This is a genomic window from Pseudomonas sp. T1.Ur (assembly GCF_023516725.1).
Taxonomy (GTDB): Bacteria; Pseudomonadota; Gammaproteobacteria; order Pseudomonadales; family Pseudomonadaceae; genus Aquipseudomonas; species Aquipseudomonas alvandae.
Genome location: NZ_JAMGSN010000001.1, coordinates 2,448,076 through 2,466,574 on the forward strand (window position 1 = coordinate 2,448,076; position 18,499 = coordinate 2,466,574).

Below are 18,499 nucleotides of genomic sequence, written 5' to 3' on the forward strand. Positions count from 1 at the left end.
GGCTCGGTGTGCCCTCACTCCGGCCTTGCTCCGTGGGCCCACTGCGCAAGACCTGCGTTCGGCCAGCGTGGTTTAACGGGGCGCTGAGATCAAGATCAAGATCAAGATCCAAAGCAAGAGCAAGAGCAAGAGCAAGAGCGGGGCATCAGCCAGGATTTATTTGGCTGAACCACCGCTTTCGCGAGCAAGCTCGCTCCCACATTGGATTTTCGGCAGCCATCCAATGCACATACGCCGCAGGTCAGTGTGGGAGCGAGCTTGCTCGCGAAGAGGCCGGTACATGAAGCATCTTCATCGACTGACACTCCGCCTTCGCGAGCTCCCTCGCCACGGGGATTGGGGTGGATGGAACAGCGGGTTATCAACACCGCTCTTGTGGCGAGCAAGCTCGCTCCCACAGGGCAAAGCGTGGAACCCCCTACTTGCAAACATAAACCTTGCGCACATAAACCTCGCTTTTCCAAGCGCAGGGAGCCCCTCGGGGCACAAACACCGTGTCCCCAATATCCACCGCCAACCCCGTCGCATCCGCAAGCTGAAGAACAATATTGCCCTCGATCAAATGCATCAATTCATGCATCGCGTGCGGCTTGGCCCGGCGGGTGTAGGGCGTCGAGTCCCAGATGCCGATGCGCAGGTTCGTCGCTTCTTCGATAAATAGATTGTTCGAACGGCATTGCGGTGTCGGACTCAGCAGGATCTCTTCACTCGGTGGCGTCGAGGGCGAGAGCAAGGTGTGTGGCGCAAGGAATGTCAGCCCGACATTGCCCACTTCGGCAGGTTGGATATCGGCGCAGAATGCCCAGAGAGAATCCGGTTGTGCCTCGATCCGGATCGACGTGCCACGGGCAATCACCGCGCTGTCTCCCGGATTGAGTCGGAGCGTCTGTTCCTGGCTCCGCAGGGTGACCTGTCCCGCGTGCACCACGATCGTTTCGCTGTAGGGATATTCATCGACGCTGAATTCGCCACTCGCGTGGACCACGCCGGCAACGATGTCATCCGCCGCGACATAGGCAATGCGCCGGTCGAAAGGGTCGTTGGCGCTCAATGAACCGGAAGTGAACGCGGTTGAGGCCGGGCGGCCGTCGGCATGTGCCAACAGCACGGCGGTGGGCTCTAGCATGATGCGGTGTCTCCGAGGGTTATTACCGATGAAAGAAAGCGGTCAGCCGATGGCCTGGGTCACCAGGGCAAACTGATGGACGCCGCCACTGGCCTGCGGCGGGGTACCACGGGCCATTTGTGCAACGGTGTCGACGTGCTTCAGTCCGGCTTCTTCAAGCCAGGGCCCCAGCCCGCAGTCGGAAGGGATGTCCATGCGCAAGAAAGCGTCCGGTGCCTGGGCCAACAGCACCGCGATCAGATGCCTGGCCTGTTGTGGATTTTCCGCGACGACCGGGCCGATATAACGACCACGACCGAAAGAGCGCAGGAGGGCGAAGGCGCGTAGCTGGCCATCGCGCTCGATACCGACGGCGTGCTCGGTACTGTCGAACAGGTCGTTGAGCACGGTGTGCCGGTCCAAGCCGCTGCCCGCGTTTGCCAGTTCGATTTGCTGGCGTCGATCGGCGTTGGTCAATTCGCGGCAGTGTTCGCCAGTTGGCAGAGCAGGAACCGCGGGGGCAAGCACGTGGCCCTGGTGCTGTTGGATATGTCCAAAATCAACGAAGCCCTGGCTGGCATAAAGTGGGGCGCCGGCCAGCGTCGCGTTGAGCATCGGGATTTTCGACCCGCATGCCTCGAGTGCCAGCTCCATGAGCCTGCGACCGATGCCTTGGCCCTGGTATTCGTCACTGACGATCACCAGGCCGATCGTGGCGTAGTCGCCTTGCGCACAGGTGAACGCGGTACCGATCAGGCGGCCGTCGTCCTGCGCGACGAAACCCTGGGAGACGCGTTGCAGCATGGCCCAGTCTTCCAGGCGGTGAGGCCATTTCAATTGCACGGACAAGGCGTGGGCCGATTCCAGGTCGGCGCCGGTCATGGGGCGAAAGGTATACGCGGGGCGTTGCGAGTTTGGCATGACATAGCTCCGTGGACAGGGCCGAAAACCGGTGGGATTTCGCCGCTGAAAGTGTGTGTATCTCACCTGCCATTTGGCCTGGCAAGGGGCGGGCAGTGATTCGGCAGATTGCGTGAGTGGCGTCTTCCATGGCCGCAGTTATTGCTCAAATCTGCAGCACGCACAGCAATAAATTCCAGCGATCTGCGTCGAAGAAAAAGGCAAGCCCAGATCAATAACAGCGCTTGCGATCAACCTCGCCGAGCATCGATTCATTGCGTTGATGCCGACGGATATTGTCCAGCAATACGCCAAAGGCACTTTCAGGTTGGGTCATCGCCGCGATATGCGGCGTCAGCCAGATTTGCGGGTGGTCCCAGAACGGGTGATCCGGCGCCGCTGGCTCCTGTTGCAATACATCGAGCACCGCCGCACTGAGCTGGCCGCTGGCAAGCGCATCAAGCAGATCCGCTTCTACCAGGTGTCCGCCACGGCCCATGTTGACCAGGGCGGCCCCCTTTGGCAGGTGCCGGAACAATTGGCGGTCGAGAATCCCTTTGGTCTGCTCGGTCAATGGCAAGACGCACAGCACGATGTCGCATTGGCCGAGGAAAGCCGGGAGCTGTTCGCTACCGGCAAAGCAGTCCACCCCGGCGATGTGATGCTCGCTACGCGCCCAGCCTGACAAGGCAAAACCAAAGGTCTGCAAGGTGCTGAGAATCTGCCGGGCCTGGGTGCCGAGCCCCATCACACCGACCCGGCGATTGGCGGCCGGCTGCAGCAGATGTGCCTGCCAGCACCGGGCCAGCTGTTGCTGGCGATAGCGGAGCATATCCCGGTGCAGCCCGAGCACGGCGAAACTGGCGTATTCGCACATGCCTTGGGTAATGCCGGGGTCGAGTAGACGTACCACCGGCAGGGAAGCAGGCAACTGGTCGAGGTCGAGCTGGTCGACCCCGGCCGATAGCGCGAACAACACCTCCAGGTTCGGCAACAGGGTTTCGAGGTCGTCCGGCGCCTGCCAGGCGGCCAGGTAGCGAATATCACGCGGATCGCCGATGTCCGGCCAGGTACGCCATTCGATGTCCGGAGCGTGCTCGGCGAATAGACGTTTCCATTGTTCACCGCGTACCGGGTCGGCTTTATAAAGCAGGGCCATGGATGACTTCTCACACTGGATCGGGAACCTCCAGCATGCCCGAGTGGCGAAGCAGGATGTTTCGAAAGCGCCGGCGTAACGGCCTGCCACTGCGGTGTTGAAGGCTTTTATCGGCAGATTCCATGGGCCCGGAGCCGACTGATGGATTCTGCTGTTTGGCGGGGTGAAAACAGTCGATCCGAATTTCCCAGGGGTCAACTTCGGCTTAGACCATTGCGTCGAACGCTTAACCTGTGGAACACATCGCAGCCGTTTCCCGGTTGCCCGGTTCACTGTGGGAGATGCCATGAACAGTAAAGTCGAAGAAACCCCGAACTTGCTCCGTCAACGTGATCAATTCGTGCCTAGGGGATTGGTCACCGCGCATCCGCTGGTCATCGACCGGGCTCAGGGGGCTGAGGTCTGGGATGTGGACGGCAAGCGTTATCTGGACTTCGTCGGCGGCATCGGCGTTTTGAATATCGGTCACAATCACCCGAACGTGATCGCCGCAGTGCAGGCCCAGTTGCAAAAGGTCAGCCATGCTTGTTTCCAGGTGGTGGCCTACAAACCCTATCTCGACTTGGTGAAGCGCCTGTGCGCATTGGTTGGCGGCCAGGACGCCTACAAGGCGGCGCTGTTCACGTCTGGCGCCGAAGCGGTGGAGAACGCGGTGAAGATCGCTCGCGCCCACACCAATCGGCCAGCCGTGATCGCCTTTCGTGGCGGATTTCATGGGCGTACCTTGCTGGGCACGACGCTGACCGGCATGAGCCAACCGTACAAGCAGAACTTCGGGCCTCTCGCTCCGGAGGTCTTTCATACGCCGTACCCGAACGCCTATCGCGGTTTCAGCAGCGACATGGCCTTGCAGGCCCTGAACGAATTGCTGGCGACCCAAGTCGCCCCGGATCGAGTCGCGGCGATCATCATCGAGCCGGTGCAGGGCGATGGCGGTTTCCTTTCCGCGCAGCCGGAATTTCTCCAGGCGCTGCGCAGCCTGACCGAGCAACATGGCATCGTGCTTATCCTCGACGAAATCCAGACCGGTTTCGGCCGCACCGGCACCTGGTTCGGTTTCCAGCATGCCGGGATCCAGCCGGACCTGGTGACCGTCGCCAAGAGCCTCGCCGGCGGCTTGCCGCTGTCGGGCGTCGTGGGGCGTGCGCAGATCATGGATGCGCCACTGCCCGGCGGACTCGGTGGCACCTATGGCGGTAACGCCCTGGCGTGTGCGGCCGCGTTGGCGGTGATCGACACGTACGAGCAGGACCGGTTGCTCGAGCGCGGTAAGCTATTGGCCGAACGTTTGCGCCAGGGCCTGCTGCGCTTGCAGGCCCGTTACCCACGTATCGGTGACGTGCGCGGTACGGGTTTCATGTTGGCCATCGAATTGATCAAGGAGGATGAGGCGCGCAGCCCTGATGCCGAACTCACCCAACAACTCATTGATCAGGCCAGGGTGGGCGGGTTATTGGTGATCAAATGCGGGGTGTACCGGAATGTACTGCGTTTCCTTGCGCCCCTGGTCACTGAAGAAAATCAGATCGACGAAGCCCTCGCCATTCTTGAAGCCGCGTTGTCACGGGTGTTGAGCTGATTCCTGGTCTCGGTCGGCGGCCAGTGACCCTGCGCCCACCGAAGGCCTTTGGAGCACATGGATGCATCACGGGAGGCGACACACATGCACCTGACTGATTATCGCGCGCTGCTGATTGATTGCGACGAAGTCCTGGTCGATCGGGACTCCGGTATCTGGACGGCCTTGCAACCTTTGCTCGAAAGCCATCCGGGCGCGCTTGCCAGGGAAGCGGTGCTGGCGGAGTTCGACGCGGCGGTGCGCGGGCTCTATCCGCGCTTTTCCGAGCTGGGCTTCAGTGGCCTGTTGTGCTTTGCCCACCGTCAGTTGGCCGAGCGCCTGGAGCTCAAGGCCAACTGGGAGGAGGGCATGAGTTTTGCCCGTTCGGCCAGTACCTGGTCGCTGTTCGAAGACGCACCCGGTGCCATGTTGTACCTGCGCAAATTCTATCGACTGCTGGTGTACTGCGACCGTGACGCCGAAGACCGTGACAGCCTCTGCGAGCGCTTGGGCATTCCCCCCGAGGACCTGCATTCACGGGCCAACAATCCGTTGGAAGACGAAGCCTGGTTGTTGGCGAACACGCTCCAGCCAGAGCACATCATGCAGGTGTCCAAGGCCTCCGAGCGCTTACAGAAGTCGGCAGGTCTATGCCTGATCCGCCGTGGCCCGGAACAATCCACCGAAGAACAATCCGCCGATTTCTACATCACCAGCATGGCGGATCTGGTGGCCCAGCATCAGCTATCTTTGCGACGTTGAATTTGCTAAAACCACTGTCACTGAACGGCAATAATGGGGTACCCGATGGAAGGTTTAATCAAACTAGACCGAATTGATATCAGTATCCTTGTCGAACTTCAGAAGGACGGTCGAATGACCAACGTCAGCCTTGCCGATGCCGTGGGGCTGTCCTCCAGCCCTTGCCTGCAGCGGGTCAAGCGCCTTGAGTCGGCCGGCTACATTTCCGGGTACAGAGCGCACCTGAACCTGGCCAAGATCACCGATTCGGTGACGGTTTTCACCGAAATCACCCTCAGCGACCATAAACGCGAAGACTTCGCCAAGTTTGAATCCAACATTCGCCTGGTCGACGAGGTACTTGAGTGCCATTTGATCAGCGGTGGCTACGATTACCTGGTGCGTTTCATGACGTGCAGCATCCAGCATTATCAAGAAGTGATCGAAGGGCTGCTGGACAAGAACATCGGTATTTCCAAGTACTTCAGTTACATCGTCATCAAATCCCCGGTGCTCAAGGACGGCGTGCCGCTGCGCAGGCTCTTGCGCCACTGATCCACTCACGACTCCTGTGGCGAGGGCACTTGCTCCCGCTGGATCCGTAGGAGCTGCGTAGGAACTGCGTAGGAGCTGCGTAGGAGCTGCCGAGTGAAACGAGGCTGCGATCTTTCCCCTGACCCTTGAGTCCCAAGCGAAAGATCAAAAGATCAAAAGATCAAAAGATCAAAAGATCAAAAGATCGCAGGCTTCGCCAGCTCCTACAGTTCCGAGCCGGAACAAGCTCCCTCGCCACGGGTTTATCGACCTCGTTTCGTGAATCAGCGCCCGGGCGCCTTGTTCTCCACCAGACAGTTGCCACCATCCACCACCATGACCTCACCGGTGATGTAGCTGGACTCAGCGGATGCCAGGAAAGCCACCAGGGCGGCGACTTCTTCGGGGCGTCCCGCCCGGCCCATGGGCGTGTAGCCCGCTGCGTGGGCTTCTTCGGCGTTGGTCGAGCCGGTAGCGATCCAGCCGGGCGCGACGCAGTTCACCGTGATTCCCTGGCGGGCCACTTCCAGCGCCAGGCCCATGCTCATGCCGACCATGGCCGCCTTCGCGGCGCTATAGGCGGCCTCGCCGGGGTTGCTGCAGCGGGTGCCGGTGGTGGAGCTGATATTGACGATGCGGCCATAATTGCGCGCCTGCATGCCGGGCAGGACGGCGCGGGTCAGCAGGAACGCCGTTGTCAGGTTCCGGGCCAGCGACAGGTTCCACGTTTCCAGGTCCATGGTCGCCACCTCGGCAAACGACTCGGGGCTGCCTTGCATGGCCATGCCCGCGTTGTTCACCAGCACATCGATCCGCCCCCACACTGACTCGGCCCACAAGCCGAACTCACGGACTTGTCGTTCATCGGTGAGGTCGAGGGCCCGTCCTTCGACTTCAAGGCCTTCGCCCCGCAGCTCTTCGACACGTTGCGCGATGCGCGCGCTGCTGGCGGTGACGATCAACCTGGCACCGGCGGCGCCCAGCCTCCGTGCGATCGCCATACCGATTCCCATCTCGCTGCCAACCCCGCTGATCAGTGCCACGGGGTTCTTTCCGGGTGTGTCTGGCATGGCATTCTCCTGTTTGTTTTTATGGGTGCTACGGCGCAAGGCCACCGGTGTCAGGGGCGACGCGCCAGTATGGCATTGCGGACACGATTTCTGACAAGAATGTCAGGAAGCGGTCAGTCTCCGGACACCTTCACTGTCTAGACTCTATGGGTTGCCCCCGCTTCCGGAGAGGAGATACCTGATGCGCTTGCTCATTGTCGAGGACGAAGAAAAAACCTCTTCCTATGTTCATCGTGGCTTGAGCGAGCTCGGCTACATTGTCGATGTCGCGACGAATGGCATCGATGGCCTGCACTGTGCGTTGGAAATGGAATACGACGTGGTGATCCTGGATGTCATGTTGCCGGGCAAGGACGGCTACGGCGTGTTGCAGGGGCTGCGTCTGCGCAAGAAGACCCCGGTCATCATGTTGTCGGCAAGGGGCACGGTGGACGACCGCGTCCGAGGGTTGCGAGAGGGCGCCGATGACTACCTGGCCAAGCCCTTTTCCTTCGCCGAACTGGTCGCGCGCGTCCAGGCATTGATCCGGCGGCGCGCCGATGATGCGGTCGATCCCACGCACCTGCGCATCGACGACCTGGAGGTCGACCTGCAGGCGCGCAAGGTCAGCCGTGCCGGGGCGCGGTTGGACCTGACGGCCAAGGAATTCTGTCTGTTGAGCCTGCTGGCCCGGCACCAGGGCGAGATTCTGTCCAAATTGATGATTGCCGAGCAGGTCTGGGACATGAATTTCGACAGCGACGCCAACGTGGTCGAAGTGGCGATCAAGCGCGTTCGTGCCAAGGTTGACGCGCCGTATCCGCGCAAATTGCTGCATACCGTCCGGGGGATGGGCTATGTGCTGGAGAGCCGCGAAGCAAGTGACAGGCAAGTCGGTGCGCTGTGATGAAAAGCTCGATCTCCAAGCGGCTCGCCCTGATGTTCGCCCTCGCGGTCATGCTCATTACCGCCGTCTGCGCGACGTTGTTGCGCTGCTCCTTGAAGCAATCGCTCGAAGACCAGATGCAAAACGAGCTGACCCTGCGCCACTCGGTTCTCGACCCGGTGCTGGCGAAATATGATTCTCCGGAATTCTGGGTGGGGCTGCGGCAGAAGCTCGACGGCCTGACGCCCGCCGACGAACGCGTGCGCTATTGGGTCCTGGTTGACAATCCGACGTACAGCTATGGCGGCGCGATGCCGGATGGCCGGGACTGGTCGACGCACCCGGATGGATTTTCCAGCGTCACCCTACCTGGCCGGGACCGCCCGATGGTCCTGCTGGTCGAGACCATTGCCGCCATGGGCAGCCGCCCGGAGTTGCGTTTTATCGTGGGGCTCGACTCAACGCCGTTCATGAATACCCTGGATCACTTCACCAAGACATTGATCCTCACGTCGGCGCTAGGCGTGGTGCTGGTCGCACTGCTGGGCTATTGGATCGCCCGTTTTGGCCTGGCACCCGTCCGGCGCTTGAGTCGCCAGGCCAACAGCCTGCCGCCGGGGGATTCCAAACAGCGCTTGGACACCGAGGCGCTGCCTGGGGAATTGCAGGAACTGGCGGTGTCGTTCAACGGCGCCCTGGCGCGCCAGGAAGCCGCCTGGTGCCAGCTCGAAGGATTCAACGCCAATGTTGCCCATGAACTGCGCACGCCCTTGACCAACCTGATCGGCCAGACCCAAGTCGCCTTGGCCCACGGACGAGACGTGAATGAATTGCAGGACTTGCTGCAATCGAACCTCGAAGAGCTGGAGCGGATGGGCACCATCGTCAATGACATGCTGTTCCTGGCGGGAGCGGAAAGCGGGCAGCGAGCGACTGAGCTCAGCGACGTGTCGCTCTGTGAAGAAGCGTCGAAGACCGTGGAATACCTGGAACCGGTCTTGCACGACAAACAGCTGAGCGTGGTGATCCAAGGCGATATGCGGGTGCGTATCGACCGACGTCTGTTCCACCGATCCCTGGCCAATCTGATCCAGAACGCCGCACGATACGCGGTGCCGACCAGCACGATCACAGTGAGCCTGGTCAGCCATGGCATGCAGGCGCAGGTCAGCGTCTCCAATGCCGGTGAGCCCATTGAAAATGCGCATCTGGAGCGCCTGTTCGAGCGTTTCTACCGAGCCGACGCCGCGAGGGCCAGGAGCGACGCACATCATGGCCTGGGGCTTTCCATCGTGCGGGCGGTAGCCTCCATGCACGGCGGGCGGGTGTTTGCCCATAGCAAGGACGGGGTCAATACCTTCGGGTTCTCTCTGACGAGCCAGCCGGCGCGTTAATCAACTCAGCGTCTCCGTAGGCCGGACCGCCGCTTTCGCGAGCAAGCTCGCTCCCACATTGGATCTGAGGTGTACGCGCCATTTGCGTACGCCACCAATCCCTGTGGGAGCGGGCTTGCCCGCGAAGGCGGCGGCACATCCGGCATTGATGGGACAGAGCCACCCCTTTCGAGAGCAGGCTCGCTCCCACATTGGAGCTGAGGTGTACGCGCCATTTGCGTACGCCACCAATCCCTGTGGGAGCGGGCTTGCCCGCGAAGACGACGGCACATCCGGCATTGATGGGACAGAGCCACCCCTTTCGCGAGCAGGCTCGCTCCCACACTGGATCTCCAGCGAACCTGAAACCCATGCCCGCCACACCCCCCTGTGGGAGCGAGCTTGCTCGCGAAGACGCCGGCACATCCGGCACTTTCCTCGACTGATGCACCGCCATTCGCGCTCGCGTTTGACATGTTCCTGTCAGTCACCCGTCACCTTGACGTCAGCGTCCCCCTCCTAGAGTGCAACCACCATCCCGGTCAGGACAGTGGAGTACACCATGAACATTCAAAACTTTTCGGTCGCCAGCCTGCTGGCAGTGATCACGTTGAGCGGTTCGCCTCTGTTTGCCAAGGAACAGACCCAGGTTCCGGCCTATGAATACGGCATGCCGCTGGACATCGCCCAGGCCATTCGCATCGAGGCGCCGGAACCGCCGGTGTGCGAGGTGGTGGAGGCAAAGATGACCTACGTGGATACGCAGGGAGAAATCCGCCACGTCAGCATTCTCCAGCTGGCCGAGGCCTGTGCCATCCAGTGAGCCCAACCGCGCCGTTTCATCAACCGAACAATCAAGGAACCCAACCATGTGGAATACAACAACCAGCCCGGCAGCCGGCCTTTTCCAGACCTTCAACCAGCTCATGAATCTGGCCCGAACGTTGACCGCAGGCGTCGCGCTCCTCAGTGCGATGAGCACCGAAGCATCGGATCGGGTGGCGCCCCAACCCGACTGGTCGACCCACGACATGCCCTCACAGAAGGGCCGGATTGTCCTGGTGACCGGCGGCACCAGTGGCATGGGCTATGAAGACGCCCTGGCATTTGCGCGGGCGGGGGCCGAGGTCATCATCGCGGCGCGCAACCCGGAGCGGGGCGCGGACGCCATCAAGCGTATCCGCGAGGCCGTACCGGACGCCAAGTTGCAGTTCGAGTCCGTGGACCTGGCCAACCTGTCTTCGGTGCGCGGCCTGGCCGAGCGTCTCAACCAGCGACTGCCGCGCCTGGACGTGTTGATCAACAATGCAGCCATCATGGCGCCGCCCGAGCGGGGCACCTCCGCCGATGGCTTCGAGCTTCAGCTGGCAACCAACTACCTCGGACATTTCGCGCTGACCGGCCTGCTGGTTCCGCTCCTGCGGCAAAGCGACGATGCCCGCGTGGTGAGCCTTTCCAGCATCGCGGCCACGCGCGGCGCAGTGAATTTCGACGACCTGCAGTCCGAGCACAAATACGACCCTTATGCGGCCTACGCGCAGTCGAAACTGGCCATCTTGCAGTGGTCGTTCGCATTGCAACGGCGCAGTGACGCACAGAAGTGGGGGATCCGCAGCATCGTTGCGCATCCCGGCGTGGCCGTCACCGAACTGATCGCCCGGGGCCCGGGAGTCAACAGTGAGTTCGGCCAGCGCTGGGCGAAGGATCGCGATGCGTACCACTCCGCGGCTCAAGGCGCGCTGCCCACGTTGTATGCGGCGACTGCCGAGCAGGCCGTTGGCGGTGCCTATTACGGGCCGACCGGCGATGGCGAAAAACGCGGTCCGCTGGGGTTCGCCAAGACGCCACCGGCCGCGACCAACGAAGCGGATGCCGAACGACTCTGGGCGACCTCCGAGCGCCTGACCGGCGTTACCTATCGCTGATGCTATCCAGGGCGCGGGCATCCGTCCCGCGCCGACCCCGTAGCCGTCTCCCTGGAGTTTCCATGAGTACGATTTCCTATCTGCACCGGCTGAGCCTTGCCCTCAACGCCCGCGACGGTGAACTGCGTCCGGCGCTGTGCGGGTTCCTGTTGTTCCTTTGCCTGTTCACCGGTTACTTCATGCTGCGTCCGATCCGCGAATCGATGGGCATTGCGGCGGGCGTGGAAAACCTGCAATGGCTATTCACCGCGACTTTCCTGGTCATGCTGGCAGCCGTTCCGTTATTCGCCTGGCTCAGTTCCCGAGTGCCGCGACTGCGCCTGATCGATTGGGTATATGGTTTCTTCGGCATCAATCTGCTGATGTTCGTCGAGTTTTTCCAGTTCCTGCCGGACAGTGTCTGGCTCGCCCGGGTATTTTACGTCTGGATATCGGTATACAACCTGTTCGTCGTTTCAGTGGCCTGGAGCTTGATGGCGGATGTATTCGACAGCGAGCAGGCCAAGCGCCTGTTTGCATTCATCGCCGCCGGCGCCAGCGTCGGCGGCCTGCTGGGGCCGGCGCTGAGCGCGCTGTTGATCGACGCGGTGGGAGCGTCAGGCTTGATGCTGCTGGCGGCTGTGTTGCTCGGTGCCACGCTGGTGTTGAAACGGACCTTGATGAGCTGGCGGGGACAGGGTGGGGCGGGGCGACCCGGTGCAGCACCCACGCAAAACCCGCGACAACCACTGGGCGGCAATCCGTTCAGCGGGATGGTCGCGGTGTTCAGATCGGCTTATCTGGTGGGAATCGCCGGCTTCGTGGTGTTGTTGGCGACGGTCAGCACGTTTCTCTATTTCGAGCAGGCGCGCCTGGTCGCCGAGCACTACCCGGACCGCGCATCGCAGGTTCGTATCTTCAGCACCCTCGATATCATCGTGCAGGCCGGCGCATTGCTGTCCCAATTGTTCATCACCGGTCGTATCGCGCCGAGGTTGGGCGTGCGTGCTTTGCTGGCGGTCGTGCCGTTGCTCATGTGCGTCGGTTTACTGGGCCTCGCCCTCGCGCCCGGCTTCGCGCTGCTTGCACTTTTGATGATCGTGCGACGAATCGGCGAGTACGCGTTTGTCAGGCCCGGCAGGGAAATGTTATTTGCGCCGCTGGACGCCGAGAGCAAATACAAAGCCAAGAACTTCATCGACACCGTGGTCTATCGCGCCGGCGATGCCGTGAGTGGCTGGGCCAAGAGCCTGCTCGATCAGATCGGTCAAGGTGCAGGCGTGGCGGCGATGGTGGGGGCGTGCTGCGCGTTGTTATGGGGATACCTGGGTTGGCAACTCGGACGACAGGCAGATTACGCCGCTTCAAGGGAGCTCCGCTTGGCGGCTATTTCGGCGAGGGCGTGAAGAGCGTCATCCTCCTTCGCTGAACTATTTCCTCACCTCGCTACGCTCATTTGAACGTATAGACCCGCGCAGCCTCTGACACTAATGCAGGGCGAGCGCACGTCGCCCATTCCCGCTCGGAGGACAAGTTCACATGAAGATTCTAATGGTGCTTACATCCCACGATCAGTTGGGCGACACCGGCAAGAAGACGGGGTTCTGGCTGGAAGAGTTCGCCGCTCCGTACTACGTGTTTGTCGACGCCAAGGCGACGGTCACGCTGGCGTCTCCAAAGGGCGGGCAGCCACCGCTGGACCCCAAGAGCGACGAGGAAGCTGCCCAGACAGACGCAACGCGTCGCTTTGCCACGGATACCCAGGCTCAAGCCGCATTGGCAAGCACGGTGCCGTTGGGTGAGGTTGATCCCTATGACTTCGATGCCGTGTTCTATCCGGGCGGCCATGGCCCCCTGTGGGACCTGGCCGAGGACACCGACTCCAAGACGCTTATCGAAGCCTTTTATGCCGCGAACAAACCCATCGCCGCCGTCTGTCACGCGCCGGGGGTGTTCAAGAACGTCAACGCACCGGATGGCCAGCCCGTGGTGAAAGGCAAGAAAGTCACCGGATTCACCAACTCCGAGGAAGAGGCGGTGGGCCTGACGCAGGTGGTGCCGTTCCTGGTGGAGGACATGCTCAAGGCCAAAGGCGGCGAATACTCTAAGGGCGCGGACTGGGGAAGTTATGTCGTCGAGGATGGCCACCTGATCACCGGCCAGAACCCTGCTTCATCGGAAGCGGCGGCCAAGGCGCTGCTCAAGCGGCTGGAGCAGGAAGTGAGCGCTTGAGGCGACTGGGGGGGCGGCCAGCCGGGTCGCCCTTTGCTGGCATGCTTAACGGCGGAGGAGGATCGACCATGCAAGACCCTTTCAACCTGGCGCGTTTCGTCGAGGCGCAGCGTCCGCTGTTCAGTCGCGTCATGGACGAACTGCGTGCTGGCCGGAAGCGGAGTCACTGGATGTGGTTCATCTTTCCTCAACTGCAAGGACTCGGCCGTTCCGAAATGGCCAGCCTCTTCGGGATTTCCGGCCTTGCCGAGGCTCGCGCATACCTGCAACACGATGTACTCGGACCCCGACTGGAGGAGACCGTGAAGACGGTCTTGCAACACAGTGGCACCAGCGCCGAGCGGATATTCGGCTCACCTGATGATTTGAAGTTTCGTTCCTGCCTTACGCTGTTCATCAGCGCCCAGCCGGGATCTCCCCTGTATCAACAGGCGCTCGATCAGTTTTATTCGGGGGAGCCAGATCGTCGGACGCTCGACCTGCTTGCTCAGCAGGTGTAAAGCGGTCCACTTTCGCAAACCACCACAGGGCGGCCACTCCCACAAGGACGGTCAGCCCTGCCAGGACCAGGATGACCTGCTGCGTCCCCAAAGGCGCCGCCAGCAGCGCCACGAGCAAACCGGCCAGTGGCTGTGACAGGTTGTTGAGCAACGTGATCACCCCGACGGTCTTGCCGAAGTCCTGGGGCGGAATGACCCGTTGGCGAATGGTGCGCATGTAGACGTTGAACATCTTGTCGAAACCGACGATCAACAGGAACCCCAGGACATAGCCCGACAGGTTTGGGCTCAGCGCACTGATCACCCCGCCTGCGGCGATCATCGAATAGCCAATTCCCCCTAAGACCCGCAGGGGCAGGGTCACTCGCGCGAGGAGCAACAGGATAAAGAGGGTGGTTGCGGCGCCAGCCGCCTGCAAGCCGGCGTAGTGGTCCTTGCCTGCACCATACTCGCCGATCACCATGGCGGCCGAAGTGGCCAAGGTGACGCCGACAATCAGGTTGACGCCCACCGCCAGCGCAATGATCTTTTTCAGTTCCGCCAGGTTGCGGATATGCCCGAAGGCGATCCGCAGGGGCTGTAGCCAGATGTCCTGATGCTGCTCATACACTTCCAGGCTTACCCGGCTGAGTCGTTGCCATACCCGCATGCCCAGGTCGGCGAGCAGGAACAACGCGGCGACCCACAGCACCACCCAGTGCCATGCCCAGACATCCAACAACAATGCCGCCACCAATGGGCCGAGGACCAGTCCGGTCTGGTCGGCAATTTGCGAATAAGACAAGGTCTTGGTGTAGCTGTAATGCCGGAAGACATACGGCATCAGCACTTCGCGGGCCATGATGCCTTGGGTGGTCAGCACGCCACAGACGGCTGAAAGCACCACGACCCAGGCGATGCCGCCAAAAACGCCGTAGAGCGCCATCGCCAACAGACAAAGCAGCGCCCGATAGACCTGGCTGATGTGCAGGATCCTGATCGGCGAGTACTTGTCGCACAGGGCACCGCACAATGGGAAAGCGAGAAAGCGCGGCAGTGATTCAACGAAGAACGCCAACCCGGCCAATGAAGCGCTGTTGGTGGTCTGGAACACTACCAGCGGCACGATGAACAACAGGATCTGGTCCGCCAGCCTCGATAGAAACAGCGAGATAAAAAAAGCCAAGTAATCCTTTCGCATGGAAACATCCTGTGACGAGGCGAAGCGGCAGACACAACACACTGACAGAATCCGGTCGGGGATTGAAGTGGGTTGGGCATCGGCTTGACGACGCCCGGTATCAATGCAGGGGTAGGTAGCCCGGTGACGCCGTGTTAAGTTACCAAAGGTAGGTTAACCCGAAAACAAGGAGGACAGAACGATGCCACTCAATCCTATCCTGTTCATGGGCGGTTCTGGCGCTATCGGCCACCACACTGCCCAGGCGCTGCGCGCCGCTCATCCAGATGTACCGCTGTTGATCGGCGGACGGGACCTTGCCAAGGCCCGGGCGACTGCGGAGCAACTGGGCGGGGCGCAGGCCGTGGTGATCGACGCCCGTGCCGACGACCTTGGCCTCGGCGATCGCCAGGTCAGCGCAGTGGTGGTCTTCTACATGGACCACGCCCTCGCCGGATTACGCTTTGCGCAGCAGCGCGCGGTGCCGCACCTGAGCATATCCTCCGGCATATTCGAGATCGCCCCGGAGATTGCGATGTACATGCATACACCAGGCGCATCGCCGATTGTCCTCGGTTATGAGTGGATGGTCGGCGCAACGACGGTGTCGACATTGAGCATTGCCCGTGAGTTCGGCCGGATCGACGATATCCGGATCAGTGCGCTGGTCGATGAGCAGGACACGGGCGGCCCGACCGTTGCCAGCGATTTCGAACACCTGAACAAGATGCTCCCCGCCGCGCTGACCAGGCGCGACGGATCTTTTGTCTGGCGCGAAGGGGAGGACGCCAAGGCGCGCTTCCATGCGCTGGACGGCACGGCAATCGAAGCCACGGGTTTTTCTTCTATCGATGTCGTCGGCCTGGCGGCTGCGACGGGAGCACCGAATGTCCAGTTCAACATTGGCATCGGGGTGAGCTCCAGCCGGCGCAAAGGACATCCGATGTCCACCGAGATCATCATCGAACTCGCTGGCGAGGATCTTCGAGGCGACGCGCTGCGCACTCGTCATGCCGTCGTCCACCCGGCAGGCACTGCGCCGCTGACTGGACTCAGCGTTGCCATGAACCTTGAGCGCCTGCTCGGGTTGGACGGCCAGCCGGCAACCCCGGCGGGGCTCTACTTTCCCTATCAACTGCTGGATACCGAAGCGTATCTTGAGCGTTTGCGGGGAGAGGGCGCAGAGATGCATCGATTGCAGGTGAAGTAAGCGCTCCGAGCACGATTCGAGGCTTGGCGTTTATGGGGCGCTTGGGTTCGCGAGATGCGAACGATGCCAGTTACCTGGGCTGTCCGTCATTTTCAACAGCCGCTTTTGCAGCCAGGCCGGCGCACTGGTGGGGAACAGCGCTTCGCCCGGCCGAAACCGTGCGAGACCGCAGGCGGCGGCGATGCGTTGACGTTGCTGGCCACGGACCAGCGCCTGCACAAAACTGCATTCGTTCTGCACCTGTCCCAGGATGTAGCGAGTCCCCACCTGGAAATCTGCACCATTGGCCTGCCACCACGCCTCGACAGACTGGGGGTTTGGCCAGGGCAGGTTCTCATCGGGGTCCATGAGGACGTGCGGGTCTTCGGGGTTGTCGTTCGGGCCCGCATCGAGATCCGGCAAGACGTGTAGCTCCAGATCGAGCAGGGCCAGGTCAGCCCCGGTGATCAGGCTGAAGGCTTCGCCAGCGACCCGTGCATGAGGCACGTCGGCCATGTGCTGGATCAACCACGGTACGCTGACCGGATCACCCAAGAGCCCAAGGGCCTGGATGCCGATGCGCCGCTGCCGGGGATCCTGTACCCACTGGCGTATCCAGGCGATGCTCGGTTCGCGCGCTTGCCAGGCCAGCAGCACGCAGACCGCGCGGTACTGAAACTCGCCCGGTTGCTCGGCGAACAGCCGCAGCGGCTCAAGGGCTTGCTGATCGCCCATTTGCGCCGCCGCCCAGTTGGACCAAAAGCGCGTGGCAGGGTGCTGGTGCAATCGGTGGAGTTGAATGACCGGCAGCAAATCATGCCGGCGCAGCTCCCCGGCGGTACGGGCAGCACGTGCCAGTACGCTTGGCTCGAGATCGGACAGTCCGGCCAGCAGGGCTGGACCCGGGTCGTGACGATGCATGCCACACGCCGCCAGGCCCAGGCGGCGAAACAGTGGTTCTGGGGCGGCGAGCATGCGGTCGATCCAGGGCGATACGCGCCCCCAGTCAAGCCAGCCCAAAGCCATCAGATAACCGCGTTCCGTTTCTACCGCATCTCGCAACTGCTCACTGAGCCGCGCCAGCACTTTCGGATCAGCCCTCTCGAAGGCCAGCACGACGCTGGCGAACATCTCGCCGACGGCGTGCGGGCCAAGCTGCTCCAAGAGGGCTTCAAGTCCAGCCGGCCCGGCGACGCGCAGGCCATCGAGGTGTGCTTCGATGCGATCGTCCAACATGCCCAGTTCATCCAGGTCGTAGTGGGGCGCGCGTAGTGCGTAGTCGCGCAGGACCGCCAGGAAACCTGCCTCTTCAACGTGCACGTCAAGCACAACGGGCAACGTGCTCATGGGCTTTCGATCCGGAAGGGCGACTTGGCCTGATCAATCAATTTGCAGGCACCGTTTCCAGTTCGAACCGTCGAATTCCATGACGTCCTTCGGCCCGATGGACCACATGATCCCGTCGGCTGCGCTCAGGTGGTAACACGTGCCCGGCGCGTCATCGCCAAAATCGACGGGTTTGAGCGTGTCGCCCTCCAGTCGGTAGACGAAATGGGTGGAAGACACATACAGCTGGCCCTGGAAATATTCCATGCCCCAGAGGTCTTCCCGCGTGCTGTCGTGCTCGATCACTTCCCATTGATCGTCGCGGCCGCGCAGCAAGGTCCCGAGCTGGCCGCACGCATAGGCAAAACCGTCCGGCGCGCAGCGCACCTTATACAGCGCAAGGTTGGTCGGACTGTTCTGCTGGGTGAAGACGGCACCGTCATATTTCCAGATTTCGCCTTCCCAGCCGACGGTGTAGATGTCCTGCTCGCTGAAGCCGTCGATGGATTCAAAGCTGGTGTCGGTGATGGGCGTATCGCCGACCTGCGCGCTCTGGTCGATGCATCGCCATTGGTCTTCGCCGTCGCGCACATAGGCTTGGCGGCAGGTGCCTACGGCGTAGGCGCGACCTTTGGCGATGCCGCGGATTTCGCGCAGGGGGCCGCGTTTGGCGGGTTCGAATCCAGACTTCGCGATGGCCTCTTCAGTCTTGGTGCCTGCGCCACTGGCTTCGACCGATCCATCAACGCCCAGCATCAAGTGACGCTCTGCTGGCACATGGCAAACCGTTCCGGAGCAGGCAAGCCATGGGACAGTGCCGGCGTACAAGGTTCCACGATACAGAGTGAACAGTATTGAACCGGTGTAGCCCTCGCTGATGGAGA

The 18,499-nt window shown here is 61.7% G+C and carries 18 protein-coding genes; 11 read left to right on the forward strand and 7 right to left on the reverse strand.

Annotation, left to right across the window (positions count from 1 at the left end; genetic code table 11):
* Positions 1-418 precede the first annotated feature (418 nt).
* The 3 genes from M8Q45_RS11025 to M8Q45_RS11035 all read right to left on the reverse strand — a co-directional run bounded on the left by M8Q45_RS11025 (position 419) and on the right by M8Q45_RS11035 (position 3,164).
* Positions 419-1,126, reverse strand: coding sequence for a cupin domain-containing protein (locus M8Q45_RS11025; RefSeq protein ID WP_249874754.1), 708 nt, complete (start codon positions 1,124-1,126; stop codon positions 419-421).
* Positions 1,127-1,168: 42 nt separating this feature from the next.
* On the reverse strand, positions 1,169-2,026 hold the full coding sequence (locus M8Q45_RS11030; RefSeq protein ID WP_249874755.1) for a GNAT family N-acetyltransferase: 858 nt from the start codon (positions 2,024-2,026) through the stop codon (positions 1,169-1,171).
* A gap of 211 nt (positions 2,027-2,237) precedes the next feature.
* On the reverse strand, positions 2,238-3,164 hold the full coding sequence (locus M8Q45_RS11035) for a 2-hydroxyacid dehydrogenase (RefSeq protein WP_249874756.1): 927 nt from the start codon (positions 3,162-3,164) through the stop codon (positions 2,238-2,240).
* 286 nt (positions 3,165-3,450) lie between these two features.
* Here M8Q45_RS11035 and gabT point away from each other — a divergent pair, with 286 nt between their 5' ends.
* The 3 genes from gabT to M8Q45_RS11050 all read left to right on the forward strand — a co-directional run bounded on the left by gabT (position 3,451) and on the right by M8Q45_RS11050 (position 6,018).
* Positions 3,451-4,743, forward strand: a complete 1,293-nt coding sequence (gabT, locus tag M8Q45_RS11040) for a 4-aminobutyrate--2-oxoglutarate transaminase (RefSeq protein ID WP_249874757.1) — start codon at positions 3,451-3,453, stop codon at positions 4,741-4,743.
* A gap of 84 nt (positions 4,744-4,827) precedes the next feature.
* Positions 4,828-5,484: an HAD family hydrolase gene (locus M8Q45_RS11045; RefSeq protein ID WP_249874758.1), complete on the forward strand. Its 657-nt coding sequence runs from the start codon at positions 4,828-4,830 to the stop codon at positions 5,482-5,484.
* Between the two features lie 45 nt (positions 5,485-5,529).
* Positions 5,530-6,018 (forward strand): Lrp/AsnC family transcriptional regulator, encoded by a 489-nt coding sequence (locus M8Q45_RS11050; RefSeq protein WP_008146530.1) that lies wholly within the window; start codon positions 5,530-5,532, stop codon positions 6,016-6,018.
* A 263-nt stretch (positions 6,019-6,281) separates the two neighbouring features.
* Here the strand turns inward: M8Q45_RS11050 and M8Q45_RS11055 are convergent, their stop codons facing one another.
* The gene (locus M8Q45_RS11055; RefSeq protein WP_249874759.1) at positions 6,282-7,067 is read right to left on the reverse strand and encodes an SDR family NAD(P)-dependent oxidoreductase; all 786 of its coding nucleotides are present in this window, start codon (positions 7,065-7,067) and stop codon (positions 6,282-6,284) included.
* Between the two features lie 181 nt (positions 7,068-7,248).
* Here M8Q45_RS11055 and M8Q45_RS11060 point away from each other — a divergent pair, with 181 nt between their 5' ends.
* From M8Q45_RS11060 to M8Q45_RS11090, 7 genes are all read left to right on the forward strand, one after another.
* Positions 7,249-7,953: a heavy metal response regulator transcription factor gene (locus M8Q45_RS11060; protein ID WP_249874760.1), complete on the forward strand. Its 705-nt coding sequence runs from the start codon at positions 7,249-7,251 to the stop codon at positions 7,951-7,953.
* Positions 7,953-9,326 (forward strand): heavy metal sensor histidine kinase, encoded by a 1,374-nt coding sequence (locus tag M8Q45_RS11065; RefSeq protein ID WP_249874761.1) that lies wholly within the window; start codon positions 7,953-7,955, stop codon positions 9,324-9,326. The genes M8Q45_RS11060 and M8Q45_RS11065 overlap by 1 nt, the downstream gene beginning before the upstream one ends.
* Before the next feature lie 541 nt (positions 9,327-9,867).
* On the forward strand, positions 9,868-10,128 hold the full coding sequence (locus tag M8Q45_RS11070) for a DUF2790 domain-containing protein (protein ID WP_249874762.1): 261 nt from the start codon (positions 9,868-9,870) through the stop codon (positions 10,126-10,128).
* Positions 10,129-10,174: 46 nt separating this feature from the next.
* Positions 10,175-11,230, forward strand: a complete 1,056-nt coding sequence (locus tag M8Q45_RS11075) for an SDR family oxidoreductase (protein WP_249874763.1) — start codon at positions 10,175-10,177, stop codon at positions 11,228-11,230.
* Between the two features lie 62 nt (positions 11,231-11,292).
* Positions 11,293-12,615 carry an NTP/NDP exchange transporter gene (locus M8Q45_RS11080; protein ID WP_249874764.1) on the forward strand — a complete coding sequence of 441 codons (1,323 nt, stop codon included), beginning with the start codon at positions 11,293-11,295 and terminating at the stop codon, positions 12,613-12,615.
* Positions 12,616-12,748: 133 nt separating this feature from the next.
* Positions 12,749-13,441: a type 1 glutamine amidotransferase domain-containing protein gene (locus M8Q45_RS11085; protein ID WP_249874765.1), complete on the forward strand. Its 693-nt coding sequence runs from the start codon at positions 12,749-12,751 to the stop codon at positions 13,439-13,441.
* A gap of 68 nt (positions 13,442-13,509) precedes the next feature.
* On the forward strand, positions 13,510-13,941 hold the full coding sequence (locus M8Q45_RS11090) for a DUF1810 domain-containing protein (protein WP_249874766.1): 432 nt from the start codon (positions 13,510-13,512) through the stop codon (positions 13,939-13,941).
* Here the strand turns inward: M8Q45_RS11090 and M8Q45_RS11095 are convergent.
* A complete protein-coding gene (locus M8Q45_RS11095) occupies positions 13,838-15,121 on the reverse strand; it encodes an MFS transporter (protein ID WP_249874767.1) in 1,284 nt (427 codons plus the stop codon). The genes M8Q45_RS11090 and M8Q45_RS11095 overlap by 104 nt on opposite strands.
* Positions 15,122-15,302: 181 nt before the next feature.
* On the opposite strand from M8Q45_RS11095, the gene M8Q45_RS11100 reads away from it, so the two are divergent.
* Positions 15,303-16,310: an NAD(P)-dependent oxidoreductase gene (locus M8Q45_RS11100; RefSeq protein ID WP_249874768.1), complete on the forward strand. Its 1,008-nt coding sequence runs from the start codon at positions 15,303-15,305 to the stop codon at positions 16,308-16,310.
* A gap of 30 nt (positions 16,311-16,340) precedes the next feature.
* On the opposite strand, the gene M8Q45_RS11105 is transcribed toward M8Q45_RS11100, so the two are convergent.
* Both M8Q45_RS11105 and M8Q45_RS11110 read right to left on the reverse strand, forming a co-directional pair.
* The gene (locus tag M8Q45_RS11105; RefSeq protein ID WP_249874769.1) at positions 16,341-17,636 is read right to left on the reverse strand and encodes a TIGR02270 family protein; all 1,296 of its coding nucleotides are present in this window, start codon (positions 17,634-17,636) and stop codon (positions 16,341-16,343) included.
* A 33-nt stretch (positions 17,637-17,669) separates the two neighbouring features.
* Positions 17,670-18,392 (reverse strand): hypothetical protein, encoded by a 723-nt coding sequence (locus M8Q45_RS11110; RefSeq protein WP_249874770.1) that lies wholly within the window; start codon positions 18,390-18,392, stop codon positions 17,670-17,672.
* Positions 18,393-18,499: the final 107 nt, after the last annotated feature.

Excerpts from the sequence above, each read along its gene's own strand:
- M8Q45_RS11025 (WP_249874754.1), bottom strand. The coding sequence starts at position 1,126 with ATGCTAGAGCCCACCGCCGTGCTGTTGGCACATGCCGACGGCCGCCCG.
- M8Q45_RS11030 (WP_249874755.1), bottom strand. The coding sequence starts at position 2,026 with ATGCCAAACTCGCAACGCCCCGCGTATACCTTTCGCCCCATGACCGGC.
- M8Q45_RS11035 (WP_249874756.1), bottom strand. The coding sequence starts at position 3,164 with ATGGCCCTGCTTTATAAAGCCGACCCGGTACGCGGTGAACAATGGAAA.
- gabT (WP_249874757.1), top strand. The coding sequence starts at position 3,451 with ATGAACAGTAAAGTCGAAGAAACCCCGAACTTGCTCCGTCAACGTGAT.
- M8Q45_RS11045 (WP_249874758.1), top strand. The coding sequence starts at position 4,828 with ATGCACCTGACTGATTATCGCGCGCTGCTGATTGATTGCGACGAAGTC.
- M8Q45_RS11050 (WP_008146530.1), top strand. The coding sequence starts at position 5,530 with ATGGAAGGTTTAATCAAACTAGACCGAATTGATATCAGTATCCTTGTC.
- M8Q45_RS11055 (WP_249874759.1), bottom strand. The coding sequence starts at position 7,067 with ATGCCAGACACACCCGGAAAGAACCCCGTGGCACTGATCAGCGGGGTT.
- M8Q45_RS11060 (WP_249874760.1), top strand. The coding sequence starts at position 7,249 with ATGCGCTTGCTCATTGTCGAGGACGAAGAAAAAACCTCTTCCTATGTT.
- M8Q45_RS11065 (WP_249874761.1), top strand. The coding sequence starts at position 7,953 with ATGAAAAGCTCGATCTCCAAGCGGCTCGCCCTGATGTTCGCCCTCGCG.
- M8Q45_RS11070 (WP_249874762.1), top strand. The coding sequence starts at position 9,868 with ATGAACATTCAAAACTTTTCGGTCGCCAGCCTGCTGGCAGTGATCACG.
- M8Q45_RS11075 (WP_249874763.1), top strand. The coding sequence starts at position 10,175 with ATGTGGAATACAACAACCAGCCCGGCAGCCGGCCTTTTCCAGACCTTC.
- M8Q45_RS11080 (WP_249874764.1), top strand. The coding sequence starts at position 11,293 with ATGAGTACGATTTCCTATCTGCACCGGCTGAGCCTTGCCCTCAACGCC.
- M8Q45_RS11085 (WP_249874765.1), top strand. The coding sequence starts at position 12,749 with ATGAAGATTCTAATGGTGCTTACATCCCACGATCAGTTGGGCGACACC.
- M8Q45_RS11090 (WP_249874766.1), top strand. The coding sequence starts at position 13,510 with ATGCAAGACCCTTTCAACCTGGCGCGTTTCGTCGAGGCGCAGCGTCCG.
- M8Q45_RS11095 (WP_249874767.1), bottom strand. The coding sequence starts at position 15,121 with ATGCGAAAGGATTACTTGGCTTTTTTTATCTCGCTGTTTCTATCGAGG.
- M8Q45_RS11100 (WP_249874768.1), top strand. The coding sequence starts at position 15,303 with ATGCCACTCAATCCTATCCTGTTCATGGGCGGTTCTGGCGCTATCGGC.
- M8Q45_RS11105 (WP_249874769.1), bottom strand. The coding sequence starts at position 17,636 with ATGAGCACGTTGCCCGTTGTGCTTGACGTGCACGTTGAAGAGGCAGGT.